This is a genomic window from Shewanella sp. S1-49-MNA-CIBAN-0167, assembly GCF_040310145.1.
Classification (GTDB): Bacteria; Pseudomonadota; Gammaproteobacteria; order Enterobacterales; family Shewanellaceae; genus Shewanella; species Shewanella psychromarinicola.
On sequence record NZ_JBEOPO010000007.1, the window covers coordinates 112,411 to 128,584 of the forward strand.

Sequence of the window (16,174 nt, forward strand, 5' to 3'; positions counted from 1 at the left end):
TTTTGTAGCAACAATCTTGTATCAACAATGCCCTGTTTATCAGGGCATTGTTTTTTGCCACCAAAATACATTAAGCTAATCATATTATGATGTTATTCGCTCGAGGTTATCGTGCAACTAGGTCGACTTAGTCAGTTATTAATCGTATCGATAAGCATATTGGCGACGATGCCCTTCACACAGGCGCAGCAACAATATGCTCACCTGTCTGCTGATGAAATTAAATTTGTCACTATCGACGGCAAGCAAAGTAAAGTTCTCGTTAGGTCTTGGCAGAGCAAAAAACACTTCGGTTCAGTAACCATTATTGCCGCATCCGACACCGATGCTGATGCCGCAGGTTTAGCCAGCTACCTAAGAACAACAATTAATAGCCGTGGCTGGGCAAGTATTAGCTTAACACCGGCAAAAGGGCTATACCGGCCCAACTATGCCACAAAACCTGAAGATATCACCAAGGCAGGTACCCAACAGTTACAACTTAGTAGCAATAAAAGCACACCAAAATATGATTCATCTCAGTTACTTGAACTACGAAATTTTCAACAAGCTAGTCTAAATGAAGCCCTTAATCAGTTAAGCTCCACCACAGGTTTATTTCCAGGAGCCCAAATTCTGATCGTGATTGATGACAGTGCAGGCATGATCACCAATTTACTTTATGATAAAAAAATTCCCACGCCTGATATGTTGGTGTTGATCAACCCTTATCGTGAATATGAATATTTAATTGATCCGCAAAGTCAGCGTAAATCGATTGCAGAACAATTAGTCGCCATGTCTATTCCAATCCTCGATATTCAGTCATCGGATGCGCATCCTAATTCAATGGAACAAGCACCGACTCGGCTTCACTTGAACCAAGTTAAATCGGCTCGATATTATCGCCAATATCAGATGAGTTTAGATTTAAGCAACCCCAGTGGCTGGGAAGAAGCCCTCGATCAAATCGAAGGCTTCGCCAGAACCATTATCGGTAGATAATATTTGCGAATATAAGATCTCGGTCAACACTCTGCTACCACCAAGATTGGCGGGCGCGATAGGCTTTGTCAGGATTTTTGGTTTGTCTTATCGCTGCTATCACTCGATTTTTATCCAATAATAACCGAATTTGACTCAGCGACTCTCGCGCTAATAAACTGCGCACAGAAGCCGTCCAACTTTGATTAATACTGCGTTTGATCGCAGCGTTCGCATCGGGTGAAGTAAGCATGATTTTTTGCGCTAACAAGGTCGCACACTCATAAGCGTTGTCACTTATTTGAGTCACCAAGCCTAGATCGAGTGCTTGCTCAGCCGTTAAAATATCCGCGGTATAGGTCAACATTAATGCTTTATCTTTCGGCATTATTTGTCTTAACGCCACCAGACCTGCCATATCTGGCACCAGTCCCCACTTTGCTTCCATTATCGACAACTGACAGTTTGGCGTCGCAATACGGATATCGGCGCCCAAGGCAATTTGAGTTCCGCCGCCATAACAACAACCCTCTAATACCGCGATAACCGGAATAGGTAAACGTTGCCAGCCCAAAGACACGCGCTGTGCTAAGTTTGCATTACCAGGCAACCACTTGAATAATAGTTTCAGTACATTAGTGGGGGAATTAGCCACACTTTTCACATCAAGACCAGAGCAAAAGTTCCCATCGGCGCCGGATAAAATCACCGCATTAATCTGCTTGTTAGCACGGATCTGTTTAATGACCTTATCAATCGCGGTAAACATCTCAACATTGAGCGCGTTAATCTTAGTGGGTCGATTCAAGCAAACATGTGCAATACCATTATCTACCGTGAATTTAATTAACTCTCGTTCCATGAAACATCCTTTTACTGGTCAGTCCAGTTTTTAGACTAACATATCTGTACTCTCTGTCGAATAGTAATAACATGACCAATAATCGATGCAGGTCAAAATATTACCAGGTTTTTTTGAGTAAAATGTTATCCAGTGACCGAGTTCAAGGGTATAGGAATAGGGCGCCTACGGCTGCTAGGACGACCTGCGGTCTTCGAGGACGCTACGCTTCTAGATCCTAGGACCTAAAACCTAGCACCTAGAAGGAGCGAAGCACCGCCCTCTGGCGAGCTTGCGAGTTCCTAGTAGCGTAGCGACCTAGAACCTAGGAATAGTGATATTAAAAAGGCAGTAACCATTCTCTTCAATCACTGCCTGATTCAGTTATCCTACGGGAGCACTGAAACGCGCATGTTGGAGTGGCTTGGGTATATAAAGCCTTGTATGCTCATGTACCGACGATAAAATCAGTCCAACCTAGTTGCAGTTAGGCGCTGAAATACAGCATTTAACATGATACCCAATCGAGCAAATGTTAAAACTAAGTTACCAATATTATTAGCAAATACGTATAATGCGCCAATAGATTAAAATCGCTGTATTAAATTCTTATAATAATCTGCCCGCCTGTACACTCGTGGGTCATTCATGAGTTTCTTTTATTAAGGCGAAAGAAGGAAAACCAGCAACAATGACCATCCCAATATTAATATGCGACGATTCAGCACTCGCTAGAAAACAAATGGCAAGAACACTCCCCAAAGATTGGGATGTCGAGATCAGCTACGCTACCAATGGCGCAGAAGGCCTTGATGTTATTCGCGCAGGTAAAGGTGAGATTGTCTTTCTTGACCTCAATATGCCGGTTATGGATGGCTACGAAGTTCTGCAAGCGGTACAACAACAAGATTTACCTGCATTAATTATTGTGGTCTCAGGTGATATTCAAATTAAGGCTCACGAACGGGTCAAAGCCTTAGGTGCTCTGGACTTCATTCAAAAACCCGTGAGTGCAGAGGCTATCAGTCATATTCTTCAAGAGTACGGTATTTTAACCCTTACCCAGGGCAATAAAGCTAACGACACTCCAATGATGAAAGTGGATATGCGTGATGCATGCCAAGAAATAGCCAACGTCGCGATGGGCAGAGCAGCAGACTTACTCGCTAAGCTTCTTGATGTATTTGTTGTATTACCTATCCCTAACGTTAATGTGCTTGAAGTCAGTGAATTGACCATGGCCTTAAAAGCCACAGAACGAAATTCAACCGTCTCAGGCCTATGCCAAGGCTTTATTGGCGCAGGAATTGCGGGCGAAGCACTGCTACTGTTCCATGACTCAAGCTTTGAAGATATGGCCAAGCTAATGGGATTAGAGAATCCAGAAGACATTAATACTGAAATTGAAGTGATGATGGACACCGGCAATGTGCTCATTGGGGCCTTTTTAAATGGCATTTCTGAACAACTCGATATGAAATTCAGTCAGTCACATCCGGTCGTACTTGGCCGACACTGTAGTGTCAATGAGCTCATTCACGACAACTCAGACAAATGGCAACGAACACTGGCGATGGAAATCAAATATCGGATAGAAGATTACAATATTGAATGTGATCTTCTGCTGCTGTTTACTGAGGATTCAATTCCAACGCTAAACTACAAGCTTGGCTATTTACTCGATTAACCTTGGATACTTTTTATGTCAAATGACCAAAGTGCGATGAACGAACTCCACTGGCTAATCGATATGGTACAAACCATCGAGGTGGGTTTAGTGGTGCTCGATCGCGACTATAACATCCAACTTTGGAACGGTTTTATGGAAAACCACAGTGGCGTGTCACCCAATTCGATTAAAGGTGATAATCTCTTTGAAAAGTTTCCAGGTTTACCGGCCAGTTGGTTAAAACAAAAAATGGAATCGGTTTTTTTACTTAAAAATCGTACGTTTATTAGTTGGGAACAACGTCCCTATGTATTCCAATTTAAAAACTATCGTCCAGTAACGGGTCGAGCCGATTTTATGTTTCAAAACATTACCTTATTACCATTAGCGTCATTAACCGGCCAAATCACTCATATCAGCATTATTGTCTATGATGTAACAGACATTGCGGTCAACAAACTGCAACTAAAATCAGCCAACGAGCAACTTGAACAACTCAGCCAAATCGACGGGTTAACCCAATTGTATAATCGTCGCCATTGGCAAAGCTGCATGGAAAAAGAATTCGATCGTTATTCACGCTACGGTGATGCGGCGTCATTGGTGATGATTGATATCGATAATTTTAAGCGTATTAACGATGAATATGGTCACCCTGCCGGTGACAAAGTGATCCAACATATTGCCTATTTGTTAACGCAAGCGTTACGTGAAACAGACTGTGCTGGCCGTTATGGCGGTGAAGAATTTGGGGTGGTGTTATCTAAAACGACAGCAGAAGATGCCCTGAACTTTACCGAACGTTTACGAAAACGCATTGAAGCGTCTGAAGTGACATTCGAAAATCGGCTTATAAAAGTGACGGTAAGTTTAGGGATTAACGATTTAGACTCAGCAATAGACAGTAGCTCAAACTGGTTATCTGGTGCTGATAAAGCCCTATATGTCGCTAAGCAACAAGGCCGTAATAAAAGTATTATCTATAAATAATCGCCTATCAACGATAGCCTATAACCAAAAAAAAACGCTCATCATTGATGGGCGTTTTTTTATCTTATTAAATAATCGATTTGTTAATGAAATTTATCATCTACTTCATCGTCATCGTCTTCATCGTCGTCTTCATCGTCGTCTTCATCTTCATCATCACCGACAAAGAAAGTGCCCCAACCGTCATAATCCACTTTTTGCTTGGCCGCTAATAGAATCAACTGTTCACAGGCTTTATCCAGTAATGGAACCTCTAACTTATGCTTGGCAATGGCGTCAAAACAGAAAATAACTGAGCCATCGTCAAGTTCCATTTCTTCTGCATCGTTCACTTCAAAACCAAGCTTAAAGGCATCAACAGCGGCTTTTTCTAGGCGATCAAAATTAGTCGCCGAAAAATGATGCTCAATAGTATATTCCGCATCAGGCTCTGAACCATCAGCAAGTAAGGCATCAACAATTTCGAGATTTTCAGCAAATTGTTCTTTTAACTGACGCTCAACAGACATGGATTACTCCGTAAATAAGACTGGTAAAAAATTTAGTCAATTATACCCAAACTGACACAAGTTGCGAGCTTATGGCCGATCTTTGGCGACCGATAACCGTGTTATGCTCTCGCTTGCAGCGTTAATGCTTTGGCTTCTTTGTTTAATTCAACCGAACGCGCTGACATCACTTGATGCACCTTAGCGCTTAACGCTTTCACATCACTCTTGCTTAAGCCTGTCGTTGCAATCGGCTCAAGCATTTCTACAATCACCACGCCGTTGTTCCAACGATTAAGCTTAATGTGGTTCTGACAAGAAGCCAATACTGGCACTATCGTCGCCTGAGCCGCAACAGCAGTATAGAATGCGCCGACTTTAAATGGTAATAATCCACGACCACGTGAACGAGTCCCTTCAGGAAATATCCACACTGACAGGAGTTTATTCTTCATTTTATCAACGGTTTTAGCCATAGTATCAAATGCACTATGACGATTGTTACGATCGATAAGGATATTGCCTGATAGCCAATAAATTTGCCCGAATAAGGGTACCCACACCAAGCTCTTTTTACCTAAGCTGACAGTCCCTTTAGGCACAACTGACGTATGAGTAAATAAATCAAAATTATTTTGATGATTGGCTAAATAAATACACGGTTGCGATGTTGCACTGACTGGATGAGCACGTCTAATGACCTTAATACCTAATACCGGTGCAACCGAACCAAAAAAACGGGCAACCAGATGTACATTGTCGCGATGCATTGGCCGAAAAAGGCAAATAACAATTGCAAATACAAAGGCTAAAAATAACAGCACGGCGAGAATAATTAAACGAGCGATAAGCAGCACAACATACTCCTGCAATAAAATTGGCGACAGTATAACGACGCCAGTCTAGGGACTCAACGTTTTGTTTACATATGTAAGCTGAAATACTCTGCCCCTGTGATGTGGGGCAGAATAACCTCGTTTATATGACAGGTTAGCTATTAGCTATTAGCAGGTTGACCAACCGCTGTCGATGAGCGCAATTTCAGAAAGGTTCTAAACAACAATGCGCTTAACGCTAATGTCGCAACAATGGCTGCACCACTGGGTAAATCATAACTAGCAGACAATACAAGCCCAGCAATATACCCAACAACTCCGACCCCATAAGCCCAAGCAAGCTTGGTTTTACCTTGATATTTGTTTAATGCCAACGCGGGTAAAATTAACGTGCTAAACACTAAATACACGCCGACTAACTCTACCGACAAGGTAATCACTAATGCAAATAAAAAGTAAAAACCGCCGCCATCTAACACCCGTGGTTTAACGATAATAATCCCAATTATAGCCGCTGAAACCATGGCTGGTAACACTAACTGAGACCAACTGACCCACAAGATTTGACCAGACATTAACTGCTTGAGTAACTCAGCACCATGAGGATCATTGGCGAGTAGCAACATTGCCGCCACTGCGCTCAGTACATAAAAGCAACCAATAAAGGCTTCAAGCTCACCAACTAAATGCTTTGCCATCCAAGCGATAACGCCTGCACCGGCTAATGCAAACAAGGCTGGCATCCACACATGAGCAAACGGTAACGCTTCTACTCTATGATCCATGTGCGATACGATTGCGCCCAACGCAGCAACTTGAGCGATAGCCAAATCGATGAAGATAATGCCACGCTTGAGCACTTGCTGACCTAACAACACATGGGTTGATAACACTAATAGTCCTGCCACTAACGCAGGCAATAGAATAGACAGTAACTCAACATCAAACATAGTGTTATTTCACTCCATTCAATAATGTAAGCAAGCTGTCATAGAGGCTAATTAAGTCGGTACTTTGATCGTTGCCCCCCACAGAAATAGGCAACACCAAGACCGGCAGATTGGCACGTTCACCTAACCATTTAGCCCCCCGCTCATCTTGGTATGACGCCACGATCACTGCCATCACATCACCTTTTTCAGCGCGGGTGAGTAATTTAGCTAAATGACTGCTGGTCGGCGCTAAACCGGGTTTAGGTTCAAGGTCGGCCACTTGTTCAATGCCGATCCAATTAAATAGATAACGAAAGCTAGAATGGTACGCAATGACCTTTTTACCGGCTAAGTTTTTAGCTTGCTGTTGCCATTGGGGTATTTTAGCTTGCCAACGTTGACTAAAGTCGCTCAATGACTGGGTATAACGACTGGCATTATCAGGATCGACTTCAGCGAGCTTAGCACTCAGCGCTTGTGCAACCGTCAACATCCGCTCGGGATCTAAATGCAAATGGGGATTGCCCTTTGCATGCACATCGCCCATTGAACGATCAACGCTGGCTAACTTATCAAGGGTATCAATTTGGTCGGCCGCAAAAAACAGTCCTTTATCCGTTGAGTTAACCTTCGGATTAGCAGACTTCATTTGTAGCATAGGCAACCAACCGATTTCTAAATCAGCCCCAGCACAGACGACCAAATCAGCTTGGCGCATTTTGGCAATCAAGCTAGGTCGTGCTTGCACTTGATGTGGGTCTTGCATCGCTGTGGTCGCCGAATAGACTCTCGCATCAGGTGCTAAGGTTTGCGCTAATGCTGCATATTCAGGTTCACAAGCAAACACGTTAAGTTCCGCTTTGGCTGTCGCGGTAAACAGCAACGACATTGAAGTCACTGCTAAAAGCAATTTAGAATTGATGCGCACCGTGAGCTCCTAATGACATAACATATTGTAGAGTAAGGATATTATCATCTTCAAAACCATCGAAATTGGTCCCAGTCTGATGAGTGTATTGCAAGCGCACGGTAGAAAAATGACTACTATGCCAAGCAAGGCTCACTTCAGACTCTTTTAATTTCTGTGGTTCTAGGTGATCTTCGTGATTCTCATAAGTATCAATTTGGCCATAACGAACACCAGCAGACCAACTTGGCGAGAATTGATACACACTGCTTACATACCAACCTTGATGGTAATCATCAGAATTTATCTCCTCATCATCAGCATCAAGGATATGCCCTGGCTCTGCAGCAAAAATATCAGTCACTCTAAAATATTCACCACTCAAGGTTAAATTTTGGTACTTGTAATTGCCATTGGGTGCCCACTTATAGACAAAGTCTGCAATATAGGTGTTTTCACCTGTATATGACGCACTATGGCTATGTTCAGTGTGTCCTTCTTCATCAACCACGGCATCTTCATGCTCATCCTCTGCATAAGCTTGACCATTTTGATTGCGAAGGTAACTCAAGCCTAGCAGCCAAGAACTTTCAATGCCGATATCGCCACCGATCTTGGTTAAGGCGGTATAAACGCCAACATCATCAAAATCACGCTCACCGTGTTCATCTGTAGCGCGTAGGCTTTCACCTTTAAATGCTTCAACACCCATGGTCCAGTAAAGATCCGTTGGGGCAACATAGTTTAAACGAATACCATCATCAAAATAATGACCACCTAAAAATGCACGATATGCGGCAGGACGTTCCGAAAATGCATCTGTATGTAAATGTTGGTTATTTAAGTAACCAATATCCGATAAGAAACGACCCGCACGAACCGATAAACCGTATGGCATAGCTAACGTTTGGATAAAGGCTTCTTCTAAATTGAGCTCTGTTTCGCCATCATGAGACTCAACCACTGCAGTTACTTTACCGTAAAACATCTCATCAATATTGGCGCTTAAGGCCAATTCAGTTTCGCCTAAACCAAAACCTTCGGCACGTTCAGCCAATGGTCGATCGCCGGTTTGATAATAACCATCGAGTACCGCACTAATACTAGGATTAGTTAGACTAGAATTTTCTGCCATTGCAGAATAAGAACTCACAGCACAAGCCAGTGCCAGTAACGAAACACGTGTGTTTAACGCAGACATAATATCTCCAAAATACAACAAGTAGCCGCCTACCTGGGTTTAAAATAAACCAGCAGATAACGGAAATTAATTAATTACAATGTTGGACTAACGAGATGCGGGAGGGGCACGGCTGTGGTAGTAAGATTGGAATACACTGAATAAAAAAGGCAGCGTATATTGCTGACGCTCGAACGTTTGCTTAATAATGGCAAACACAAAAGGAGAAGAGTGAAGCGTTTTATTAAGCTGATGCTGATGAAAACACAAAGTACAATGATTTTGTACGCCGTCATCGAGATGTTTTACTGAGTGCGCAGACGCCGCAATAGACAACACAATCAAGATGGCACTAAGCCAGATTGCGATAGTTCGTCTTATTTTGATGCGGGAACTCACCAGCACAACTCCATCAGGTTAATAAAAGTGAGCCCAAGTGTAAAAGACCGTCGCCGAAAAGCAACCTTTAGATTGTGACAATTCATGTGACATATTCACTATGGTCATAATTAACATATAACATTAACGACTATAATGAGTAACTAAAGCGTTATTTTTAAGATATGCTTAAGCTATTACTCATACCATAAAGCATGTGTAAAACATCACCATTACAGGACAAACACCATGCCACAATTTATTCGTCAAAACATCGGGGTTATTTTAGTGATGCTTATTGTTGCAACGGTCGTGCTAGGCGGGATTTACTACGTTGAAGCATCACTCGAAAGCCAAGTTATTGAGGTTAAATAACGCTTTTATTTAACAGTAGGCGCTAGATTTGGATCATTTTCAGGGGCTTCAATCAGCAGTAAATGGTCCATAACGTGCGAGATACCAACCATGATAACGGCCAAAATAATCAATGGCGTGGTGATAAATCCAACACCCTCAACAAAATAACCTACTGCGGCTGAGATTACGCCACCATAAAACCCCACTATTTTGGCAATTGCCAGTAATTTATTATGCCCAAGCCAAGCCAAACAGTGCGGACATTGCACTTCTACCGACAAACCTTTGCCGCGACTGCCAGTCACTTTCGCAATTGAAAAAGATTTATAGCAATGAGCACATTGCAGCGACATGAGAATTCCCTCGGTTCAATAATGGCGGCAAGTATAACAAATTAACCGACCCATTACTGTACTTGGCTCCAACAGGAATTTTCGACTATTATATGCAAAACTCAGCGTCAAAGGACGACCTTATATGCTACGGATTTTACTTTCGTTATTATTCACCTTGGCAATGTTTACGTCGCCATCTCTTCGTGCTGAACAAGACGTCGTGGTTCCAATTGTCGCCGTGAGTCAGCTAACCAATACTCAAGATAAAATAAGCCGCTTACAACAAACTATCGAGCAAGAAAGCCTATTATTGCTGCAGAAAAAAGGTGAACAGCGTGCATTTACTGAGTATCGTATTAACGATAAATCATCTGAATTACACGACAAAATTGGTCAGTTAATTGCTGCACCAGACGCAGACCAACAATACCTAGTAGCCTTAGTGCAAAGCCAAATGGCCTTTTTAGAGAAAGTCGAGACTTACTTAGACGACCAAATTATGGCTATGCGTCTTGGCGTGAGCCAAGAAGATGACAGTAAAATTATCTTAGCTATTTCACAACGTGAATTTGAACGCGACCATTACCTTAAGGCGCAACTAACCACACTGCAATGGGCAGAAACGCTGGATATGGATGTCAGTATTCAACTGCAGAAATTGACTGAATTTATGCTCGAACGGGCCGACCAATTCGACAGTTTGGTGCATTACACTCAACATAAATTACAAAAATCCGTTGCCGAAGCATCAAGTGCTGGAGTCGACATTACGCCCGAACAAAAGGCCAATGTGATGGCGTTAAAAGAGCGCTTGGAGCACAGCAGCTCTACCTTAGCGGTTTCAGCGGCAATACTGGAAACATTAGGCCAAGATGTGGCGCAATTTAAACAAACATTGTTTAGCGTGTCAGGTGATATTACCCAGGATGTATTGAATTTTAGCGTCGCATCTAACTTGCTACAAGGTTGGGCTAAAGTGATAAAAGATCAAACGATTAATAATGGCCCCAGTTTAACGTTTAAAATTGTAGTTTTTCTATTCATTCTATTTGTGGCCAGTCTAGTGGCCAAAATTGTCACCAAAATTATCGCTAAAACGGTGCGAGCATCTAAATTACAGTTTAGTCAATTGCTGCAAGAGTTCTTTATCTCGCTGTCCAGTAAAGTGGTGTTTGCTGTAGGGTTGTTAATTGCCTTATCACAGCTTGGGTTTGAGCTTGGGCCCTTGCTCGCTGGTTTTGGTATTGCGGGGGTGATTATCGGGTTTGCACTGCAAGACACATTGTCAAACTTCGCCTCTGGCATGATGATCTTAATTTATCGCCCATTTGATGTTGGTGACTTAATCAATGCCGCTAATGTCACAGGTCGCGTCAGCCACATGAGCTTAGTATCAACCACAATTAAAACATTAGATAATCAACGGCTTATTGTGCCTAATAATAAAATCTGGGGCGACACCATCAATAATATTACCGCCGAGCATCAACGCAGGGTCGACATGACTTTTGGCATTAGTTACAGCGACAATGTTGAGCATGCTGAAACCATTTTAAAAAGTATTGTCGAGCAACATCCAAAAGTACAAGCGCATCCAGAACCGATGGTTAAACTACACACATTGGGCGAATCGTCAGTCGACTTTATTGTAAGGCCTTGGGTTACCCCCGATGATTACTGGGAAGTTTACTGGGACATCACTCGCGAAGTAAAAATACGCTTTGATGCCGAAGGTATTAGCATTCCCTTCCCACAACGCGATGTGCATATTTATCAAAAGTAACTCGCTGCCAAGTTAATTATGGCTAAATCAGCAAGATCCATATGCAGTCTGATTTAGTCATACATTTTGTTATAGTGCGATTCAACAATGATTAAATAGCCTCAACTCAGGTTAAGAGATGAGGTAAATAGTTAGAAATCAGCGTAGTTCATCCATTTCACATCAAACTTGCCATTTGTTTTGCTAACAAGGCGCCCACACGTATTAGTCACTGCGCCAATAGCGGACTATTGCAAGTCAATGCAACGCAGATAGCAGGGCAAAGAACGGTTTGATAAGCGTTTATTATCCCGAGCTGAGGTTAAACAGTAAACTATGAGCCAACCTACCTTTACCTTTTCAGATTTCATTGGCGGATTTTGGCGTATTGATGCTTGGAATATGTCACCACAGCAACGACTTGCCTTAATTGAACATTATCTTGAGCTTGGTGTAACCTGTATGGACCATGCCGATATATACGGCATATACCAATGTGAAACGCTGTTTGGTGAAGCTTTAACCCTAAAACCATCATTACGTCAGCAAATGCAGCTGATCAGTAAGTGCGGTATTAAGCCAGCGTTTGATGGTTATGATGGCCGTTATGTTAATCATTACGACACCAGTAAAGCGCATATCATTAAAAGTGTAGAAAATTCACTCACCGAGTTAACAACCGATCACTTAGATGTATTACTCATCCATCGCCCTGATCCATTGATGAATGCAGACGAGATTGCAGCAGCTTTTGAGCAATTGCATACGCAAGGTAAAGTCAGTCATTTTGGTGTGTCTAACTTTACCACCAGCCAATTTGATTTATTGCAATCACGCCTCAACGCTCCGTTGATTACCAATCAGGTAGAAATATCGCCTTTAACCATGCAAAGCTTGCATGATGGGGTACTTGATCAGTGTCAACAACACCGCATAACCCCAATGGCATGGTCTTGCTTGGGCGGTGGGGAGATCTTTTCAGCAAACACGCCTCAAGCACTTCGAATTCGCAATACTTTGCGCGATATTGCTCAGCAAGTTGGCGCACAAGACATTAGCCAAGTCATTTACGCCTGGGTTCGTATGCATCCGAGTCGCCCTGCCCCCATTATCGGCAGTGGCAATCTAGAACGTATAACCAGCGCGGTAAATTCAGCTAACATTCAGCTAGACCGCCAACAATGGTTTAGTATTTGGCAAGCGGCAATGGGCCACTCGGTACCTTAAGTCTGCCATAAAAAAAGCTCAGGAATTAACCTGAGCTTTTTTATCATCGTTATTTGATAACCACTTACGCTTAATCCCCTCTATTTGAGGTTTATCAGCTTATAAATAGGTGACTTTACCCTGCAAATGCGATCGACGACCTTTAACGTCACGCATTTCAAAACGTTTACCGTTCTCAATACTTTCAAATGCAAACGTTACATCCGACGGCATAAACACCGGCAATTTAAATTCAACATCAACCTGAAAAGGTCTCTCGCCAATAAAGGTCATTAACTGAGATAACGCACGCGCTTTAGACCACATACCATGGGCCAACACTCGCTCAAAACCAAAGCGTTTTGACAACAAAGGGTGTAAATGGATTAAGTTATAATCGCCAGAAGCTTTAGCATAACGACGACCTAAGTCATCAGTTAACCGCCATTGCTGTACGTTTTCCCATGCCATCTCAGAGACTTTTGGGGGGCGAGCGCGGCGCCCTGTCGACTCAATACGATATAAATAAGTTGATAATGCTTGCCATACCAACTCTTCACCGACAAACACCTTTGACGCCAGCTCAAACTCAAGTCCTGCATCGGTAGTGCGACTTGCAGTGAGCTCACACTGTACTGTCAATGTTTCATCGACTCGCACCGGGCGTAATATACGGATACTATTTTTTAAGTGGATCATTCCAAGTAACGGAAATGTAACTGCTTTATGGGTAAAGATCATCGCATGTAAACGAAATGCCCAGACATACAAATACGTTGGCGGCAACAGCACTCCATCGTATTCAAAACCACACACGGCAGCATATTGGCGAGTTTTATCTTGAGACAACACCACATTCTGTGCTTGCACATAAATATTGGGAAGCGGTTGTTGGTCCCATCCCGGTTTACGTCCAAACAGGATTTTGCGATACAAAGACAAAAGCGAAGGCATCGCTTTTAATTCGATAGTGTAGTCGTGACTCACAATGTTGTACCCTTAATTGGCAGCAAAAAGCATGTGCTGCAAAACGGTTAGTGGATCATTATACCTTAGAGTCTTGGTGTTGCTAAACCGCTAATTACTTAATTCATTTAAATCAGCGTGTCGTTAAGGCCTATATTGACTTAACTAACACACTATTTCCCGGCACTTTACTGGCCAAGCGGCATCACCATGAGCTAATTGTTTCAGCTAACTGTTTTGAGCTAATTATTTTGAGCTAATGGGGTTGAAATATTACCTCGCGACAACGACATTAGCATTGTAACAAGCTACAACGAGTGACCGTTGCACCTTGTTGTTTTAGTAAGTCAGGAATGGCTTGTTGACCGACAATATGTCCGGCGCCAACCACAATAAATAATTGCTTGTGGGTTTTATGTTGTAACAACTGGATGATTTTTTGCGTCATGGTGTGATTACGTTGCCACAGCAACTTTTCGAGTAATTCATCAGCATCGCCTGGTTGTGATTCCATAATAGTCGCCAGCGCACTGTCATCCCCTTGTCGCCAAGCATAAATTAAATCAAGCATTTCACCATCGCTAGCGTTAATCGAATCGTCGAGCATTTGCAACTGAGTCGCCGTTGAAAATGACGAAATTAATTCAAATTGAAACTGAATACTTTCTAGCTCAACCAAGGCTTTATCATGACGATTTGCCATAAAATAAGCGTCGACGCCTTGCTCTGGACTGTAACCTAACTGAGCAAAACGGCCCATACTAATTTGCGCCGACTGCAGCCAAGGTGCATACGGTGATAATGCCTGGCACAGGGTCTGATTACTTTGGCAAAAAACACTTCTGCTAGCATTAACATCTGCAGCAATATCGGCAGACAAACCGCCGTATTGCTGCAATAGCGCGCCGGTATCCCCTTGGCTGATGTCCGCTTCAACCACTAGCGCATCCGATTGCCTAAATGCTGACTCAATATGCTGCGCCAAAGGATAAAAATCTTGGCGGCCAATATGAATTGAGCCCAGTAAGTACGCTTGCTGTTGTTGATAGTCAATCTTATAAAATACCGGAGAATCCAACGCAGCTGCTGGTGCCGACATGAACCACAGCATAAGCGCGGCTAAAGCGTAGCAATCTCGCGGTAAGCGATGATAAATCAAACTGATATTGAAAATAAGCGGACTTTTGCTTGTTGCCGGCATAGCAGCTCCTTATAATTAACGTTATTCTTTGCACATGCACTATGAGGCAACTATGTCGTACACAAATGTTTTTCTACAGATAAAAGAAAACCTGCAAATAGCCTATAGACAAGCCATTGATTCAGATGCTCGGCTAGACGAGTTACGAAAGGCCGGTCACGGTAAGTTTGTGGCGATTTTCGCAGAAGATCAAGGTTTTACAGAAAGTAGCAACCGCTTCTTACCCTATGTCCAAGAGTTGGTAGCAGAATTTGATGCCATGCAAAATAGCACTCATGTGGCACCAGAAACACTCGAAGCCTTTGTCAAAAAACTTGCAACCTTATTGCAAACGCTGCAAGTGTTTAAACTGTCCAAATAATCTTTATGCTCCTGCTGAGCCTCATGCAGGAGCAACCTTCCTTGTTTGACTTTTCTCGCCATGCTTTTACTAACATCATTGACGACAATCAATGGCCAAACTAATTGGCTATCAGCAATGTCTCATCAAACCACTAAAGATGAAATTCAAGCCTTAATAAAAAACAGGCAACACGTATGTTAACCCACCTTTGTCTGTATATTTGCCGTACTTAGTGCTCAATAGCCAAGGTTTATAGTTTTGGCGCAACACTCTTTTGTAACCAATCGGTAAACAAGGTGGTTTCATATTGAAAGGGGCTGTTATTGAAACGACGCGTGTTGTGCATAAAACTCATGTCGGTAATTTTTTCATCACCAGCGATAACGACGTTACCCTTCTCGGTAATGGTGTAGCTGAATGTTGCGCGTGGTGGATAAAGATCTTTTACTATACGCAAATCACCTGGTGCGGCGCCAAAAGTAGGCCGCATATCTCCTGCTAAATCAAAATCAGTCACTTTCATGTCAAGTTTCTGATCCGGCTTTAAGATTTTTTGCGCTTGTTTGTTGATATTTTTGGTTAAGGTTTCAAATAAACGGGTTTCGAATCGTGATTGGAGTTCATTTGAGGTTTTAATATCACGGAAATCTTTTGGGTTTTGCCATTCAATTTTAACCACACCCACTTCGGTAACCGGATTAGGTTCTGGCACGTCTTCTGCCATCGCAACTGGACACATCAATGCCGAAGCAAGCAGTAAGTATTTTACATTCATAATACACCTCCAAAGGACTTAAAATGCTTTCATTACAACTTATTT

18 protein-coding genes are annotated in these 16,174 nt (G+C 42.6%); 7 read left to right on the forward strand and 11 right to left on the reverse strand.

The genetic code is table 11. The features are described 5' to 3' along the window. Nucleotides 1-111: 111 nt before the first annotated feature. Nucleotides 112-984, forward strand: coding sequence for a DUF3530 family protein (locus AAEZ00_RS04995; protein ID WP_351088405.1), 873 nt, complete (start codon nt 112-114; stop codon nt 982-984). 34 nt (nt 985-1,018) lie between these two features. On the opposite strand, the gene AAEZ00_RS05000 is transcribed toward AAEZ00_RS04995, so the two are convergent. After that, on the reverse strand, nt 1,019-1,825 hold the full coding sequence (locus tag AAEZ00_RS05000; protein WP_124012540.1) for a crotonase/enoyl-CoA hydratase family protein: 807 nt from the start codon (nt 1,823-1,825) through the stop codon (nt 1,019-1,021). Nucleotides 1,826-2,495: 670 nt separating this feature from the next. On the opposite strand from AAEZ00_RS05000, the gene AAEZ00_RS05005 reads away from it, so the two are divergent. Further along, entirely contained in the window at nt 2,496-3,491 is a 996-nt protein-coding gene (locus AAEZ00_RS05005) for a response regulator (protein ID WP_101034007.1), read from the forward strand. Between the two features lie 15 nt (nt 3,492-3,506). After that, complete coding sequence (locus AAEZ00_RS05010) at nt 3,507-4,463, forward strand: GGDEF domain-containing protein (RefSeq protein ID WP_124012541.1); 957 nt, start codon at nt 3,507-3,509, stop codon at nt 4,461-4,463. Between the two features lie 83 nt (nt 4,464-4,546). Here the strand turns inward: AAEZ00_RS05010 and rraB are convergent, their stop codons facing one another. From rraB to AAEZ00_RS05040, 6 genes are all read right to left on the reverse strand, one after another. Then, entirely contained in the window at nt 4,547-4,972 is a 426-nt protein-coding gene (rraB, locus tag AAEZ00_RS05015; RefSeq protein ID WP_351088406.1) for a ribonuclease E inhibitor RraB, read from the reverse strand. 101 nt (nt 4,973-5,073) lie between these two features. After that, nucleotides 5,074-5,808: a 1-acylglycerol-3-phosphate O-acyltransferase gene (locus AAEZ00_RS05020; protein ID WP_101034004.1), complete on the reverse strand. Its 735-nt coding sequence runs from the start codon at nt 5,806-5,808 to the stop codon at nt 5,074-5,076. 140 nt (nt 5,809-5,948) lie between these two features. After that, on the reverse strand, nt 5,949-6,737 hold the full coding sequence (locus AAEZ00_RS05025; protein WP_124012543.1) for a metal ABC transporter permease: 789 nt from the start codon (nt 6,735-6,737) through the stop codon (nt 5,949-5,951). A 4-nt stretch (nt 6,738-6,741) separates the two neighbouring features. After that, nucleotides 6,742-7,647 carry a metal ABC transporter solute-binding protein, Zn/Mn family gene (locus AAEZ00_RS05030; protein ID WP_164839436.1) on the reverse strand — a complete coding sequence of 302 codons (906 nt, stop codon included), beginning with the start codon at nt 7,645-7,647 and terminating at the stop codon, nt 6,742-6,744. Further along, nucleotides 7,631-8,827, reverse strand: coding sequence for a porin family protein (locus tag AAEZ00_RS05035; protein ID WP_124012544.1), 1,197 nt, complete (start codon nt 8,825-8,827; stop codon nt 7,631-7,633). The genes AAEZ00_RS05030 and AAEZ00_RS05035 overlap by 17 nt, the downstream gene beginning before the upstream one ends. Before the next feature lie 87 nt (nt 8,828-8,914). Further along, complete coding sequence (locus AAEZ00_RS05040) at nt 8,915-9,205, reverse strand: ABC-type zinc uptake system zinc chaperone (RefSeq protein WP_124012545.1); 291 nt, start codon at nt 9,203-9,205, stop codon at nt 8,915-8,917. Between the two features lie 228 nt (nt 9,206-9,433). Between AAEZ00_RS05040 and AAEZ00_RS05045 the strand changes: the two genes are divergently transcribed. Further along, nucleotides 9,434-9,559: a hypothetical protein gene (locus tag AAEZ00_RS05045; protein ID WP_267898634.1), complete on the forward strand. Its 126-nt coding sequence runs from the start codon at nt 9,434-9,436 to the stop codon at nt 9,557-9,559. 5 nt (nt 9,560-9,564) lie between these two features. Here AAEZ00_RS05045 and AAEZ00_RS05050 read toward each other — a convergent pair whose 3' ends face one another. Next, the gene (locus tag AAEZ00_RS05050; protein WP_198554782.1) at nt 9,565-9,894 is read right to left on the reverse strand and encodes a hypothetical protein; all 330 of its coding nucleotides are present in this window, start codon (nt 9,892-9,894) and stop codon (nt 9,565-9,567) included. A 124-nt stretch (nt 9,895-10,018) separates the two neighbouring features. Between AAEZ00_RS05050 and AAEZ00_RS05055 the strand changes: the two genes are divergently transcribed. Beyond that, entirely contained in the window at nt 10,019-11,659 is a 1,641-nt protein-coding gene (locus AAEZ00_RS05055; RefSeq protein ID WP_351088407.1) for a mechanosensitive ion channel family protein, read from the forward strand. Between the two features lie 315 nt (nt 11,660-11,974). Continuing rightward, nucleotides 11,975-12,865, forward strand: a complete 891-nt coding sequence (locus AAEZ00_RS05060; protein ID WP_124012547.1) for an aldo/keto reductase — start codon at nt 11,975-11,977, stop codon at nt 12,863-12,865. 99 nt (nt 12,866-12,964) lie between these two features. Here the strand turns inward: AAEZ00_RS05060 and AAEZ00_RS05065 are convergent, their stop codons facing one another. Continuing rightward, complete coding sequence (locus AAEZ00_RS05065) at nt 12,965-13,798, reverse strand: MaoC family dehydratase (RefSeq protein WP_198554835.1); 834 nt, start codon at nt 13,796-13,798, stop codon at nt 12,965-12,967. Nucleotides 13,799-14,102: 304 nt separating this feature from the next. Next, on the reverse strand, nt 14,103-15,011 hold the full coding sequence (locus AAEZ00_RS05070; RefSeq protein WP_124012548.1) for a TraB/GumN family protein: 909 nt from the start codon (nt 15,009-15,011) through the stop codon (nt 14,103-14,105). 52 nt (nt 15,012-15,063) lie between these two features. Here AAEZ00_RS05070 and AAEZ00_RS05075 point away from each other — a divergent pair, with 52 nt between their 5' ends. Further along, complete coding sequence (locus tag AAEZ00_RS05075; protein WP_101033996.1) at nt 15,064-15,372, forward strand: prephenate dehydrogenase; 309 nt, start codon at nt 15,064-15,066, stop codon at nt 15,370-15,372. 232 nt (nt 15,373-15,604) lie between these two features. On the opposite strand, the gene AAEZ00_RS05080 is transcribed toward AAEZ00_RS05075, so the two are convergent. Continuing rightward, on the reverse strand, nt 15,605-16,129 hold the full coding sequence (locus AAEZ00_RS05080; protein WP_351079186.1) for a DUF3016 domain-containing protein: 525 nt from the start codon (nt 16,127-16,129) through the stop codon (nt 15,605-15,607). Nucleotides 16,130-16,174 lie beyond the last annotated feature (45 nt).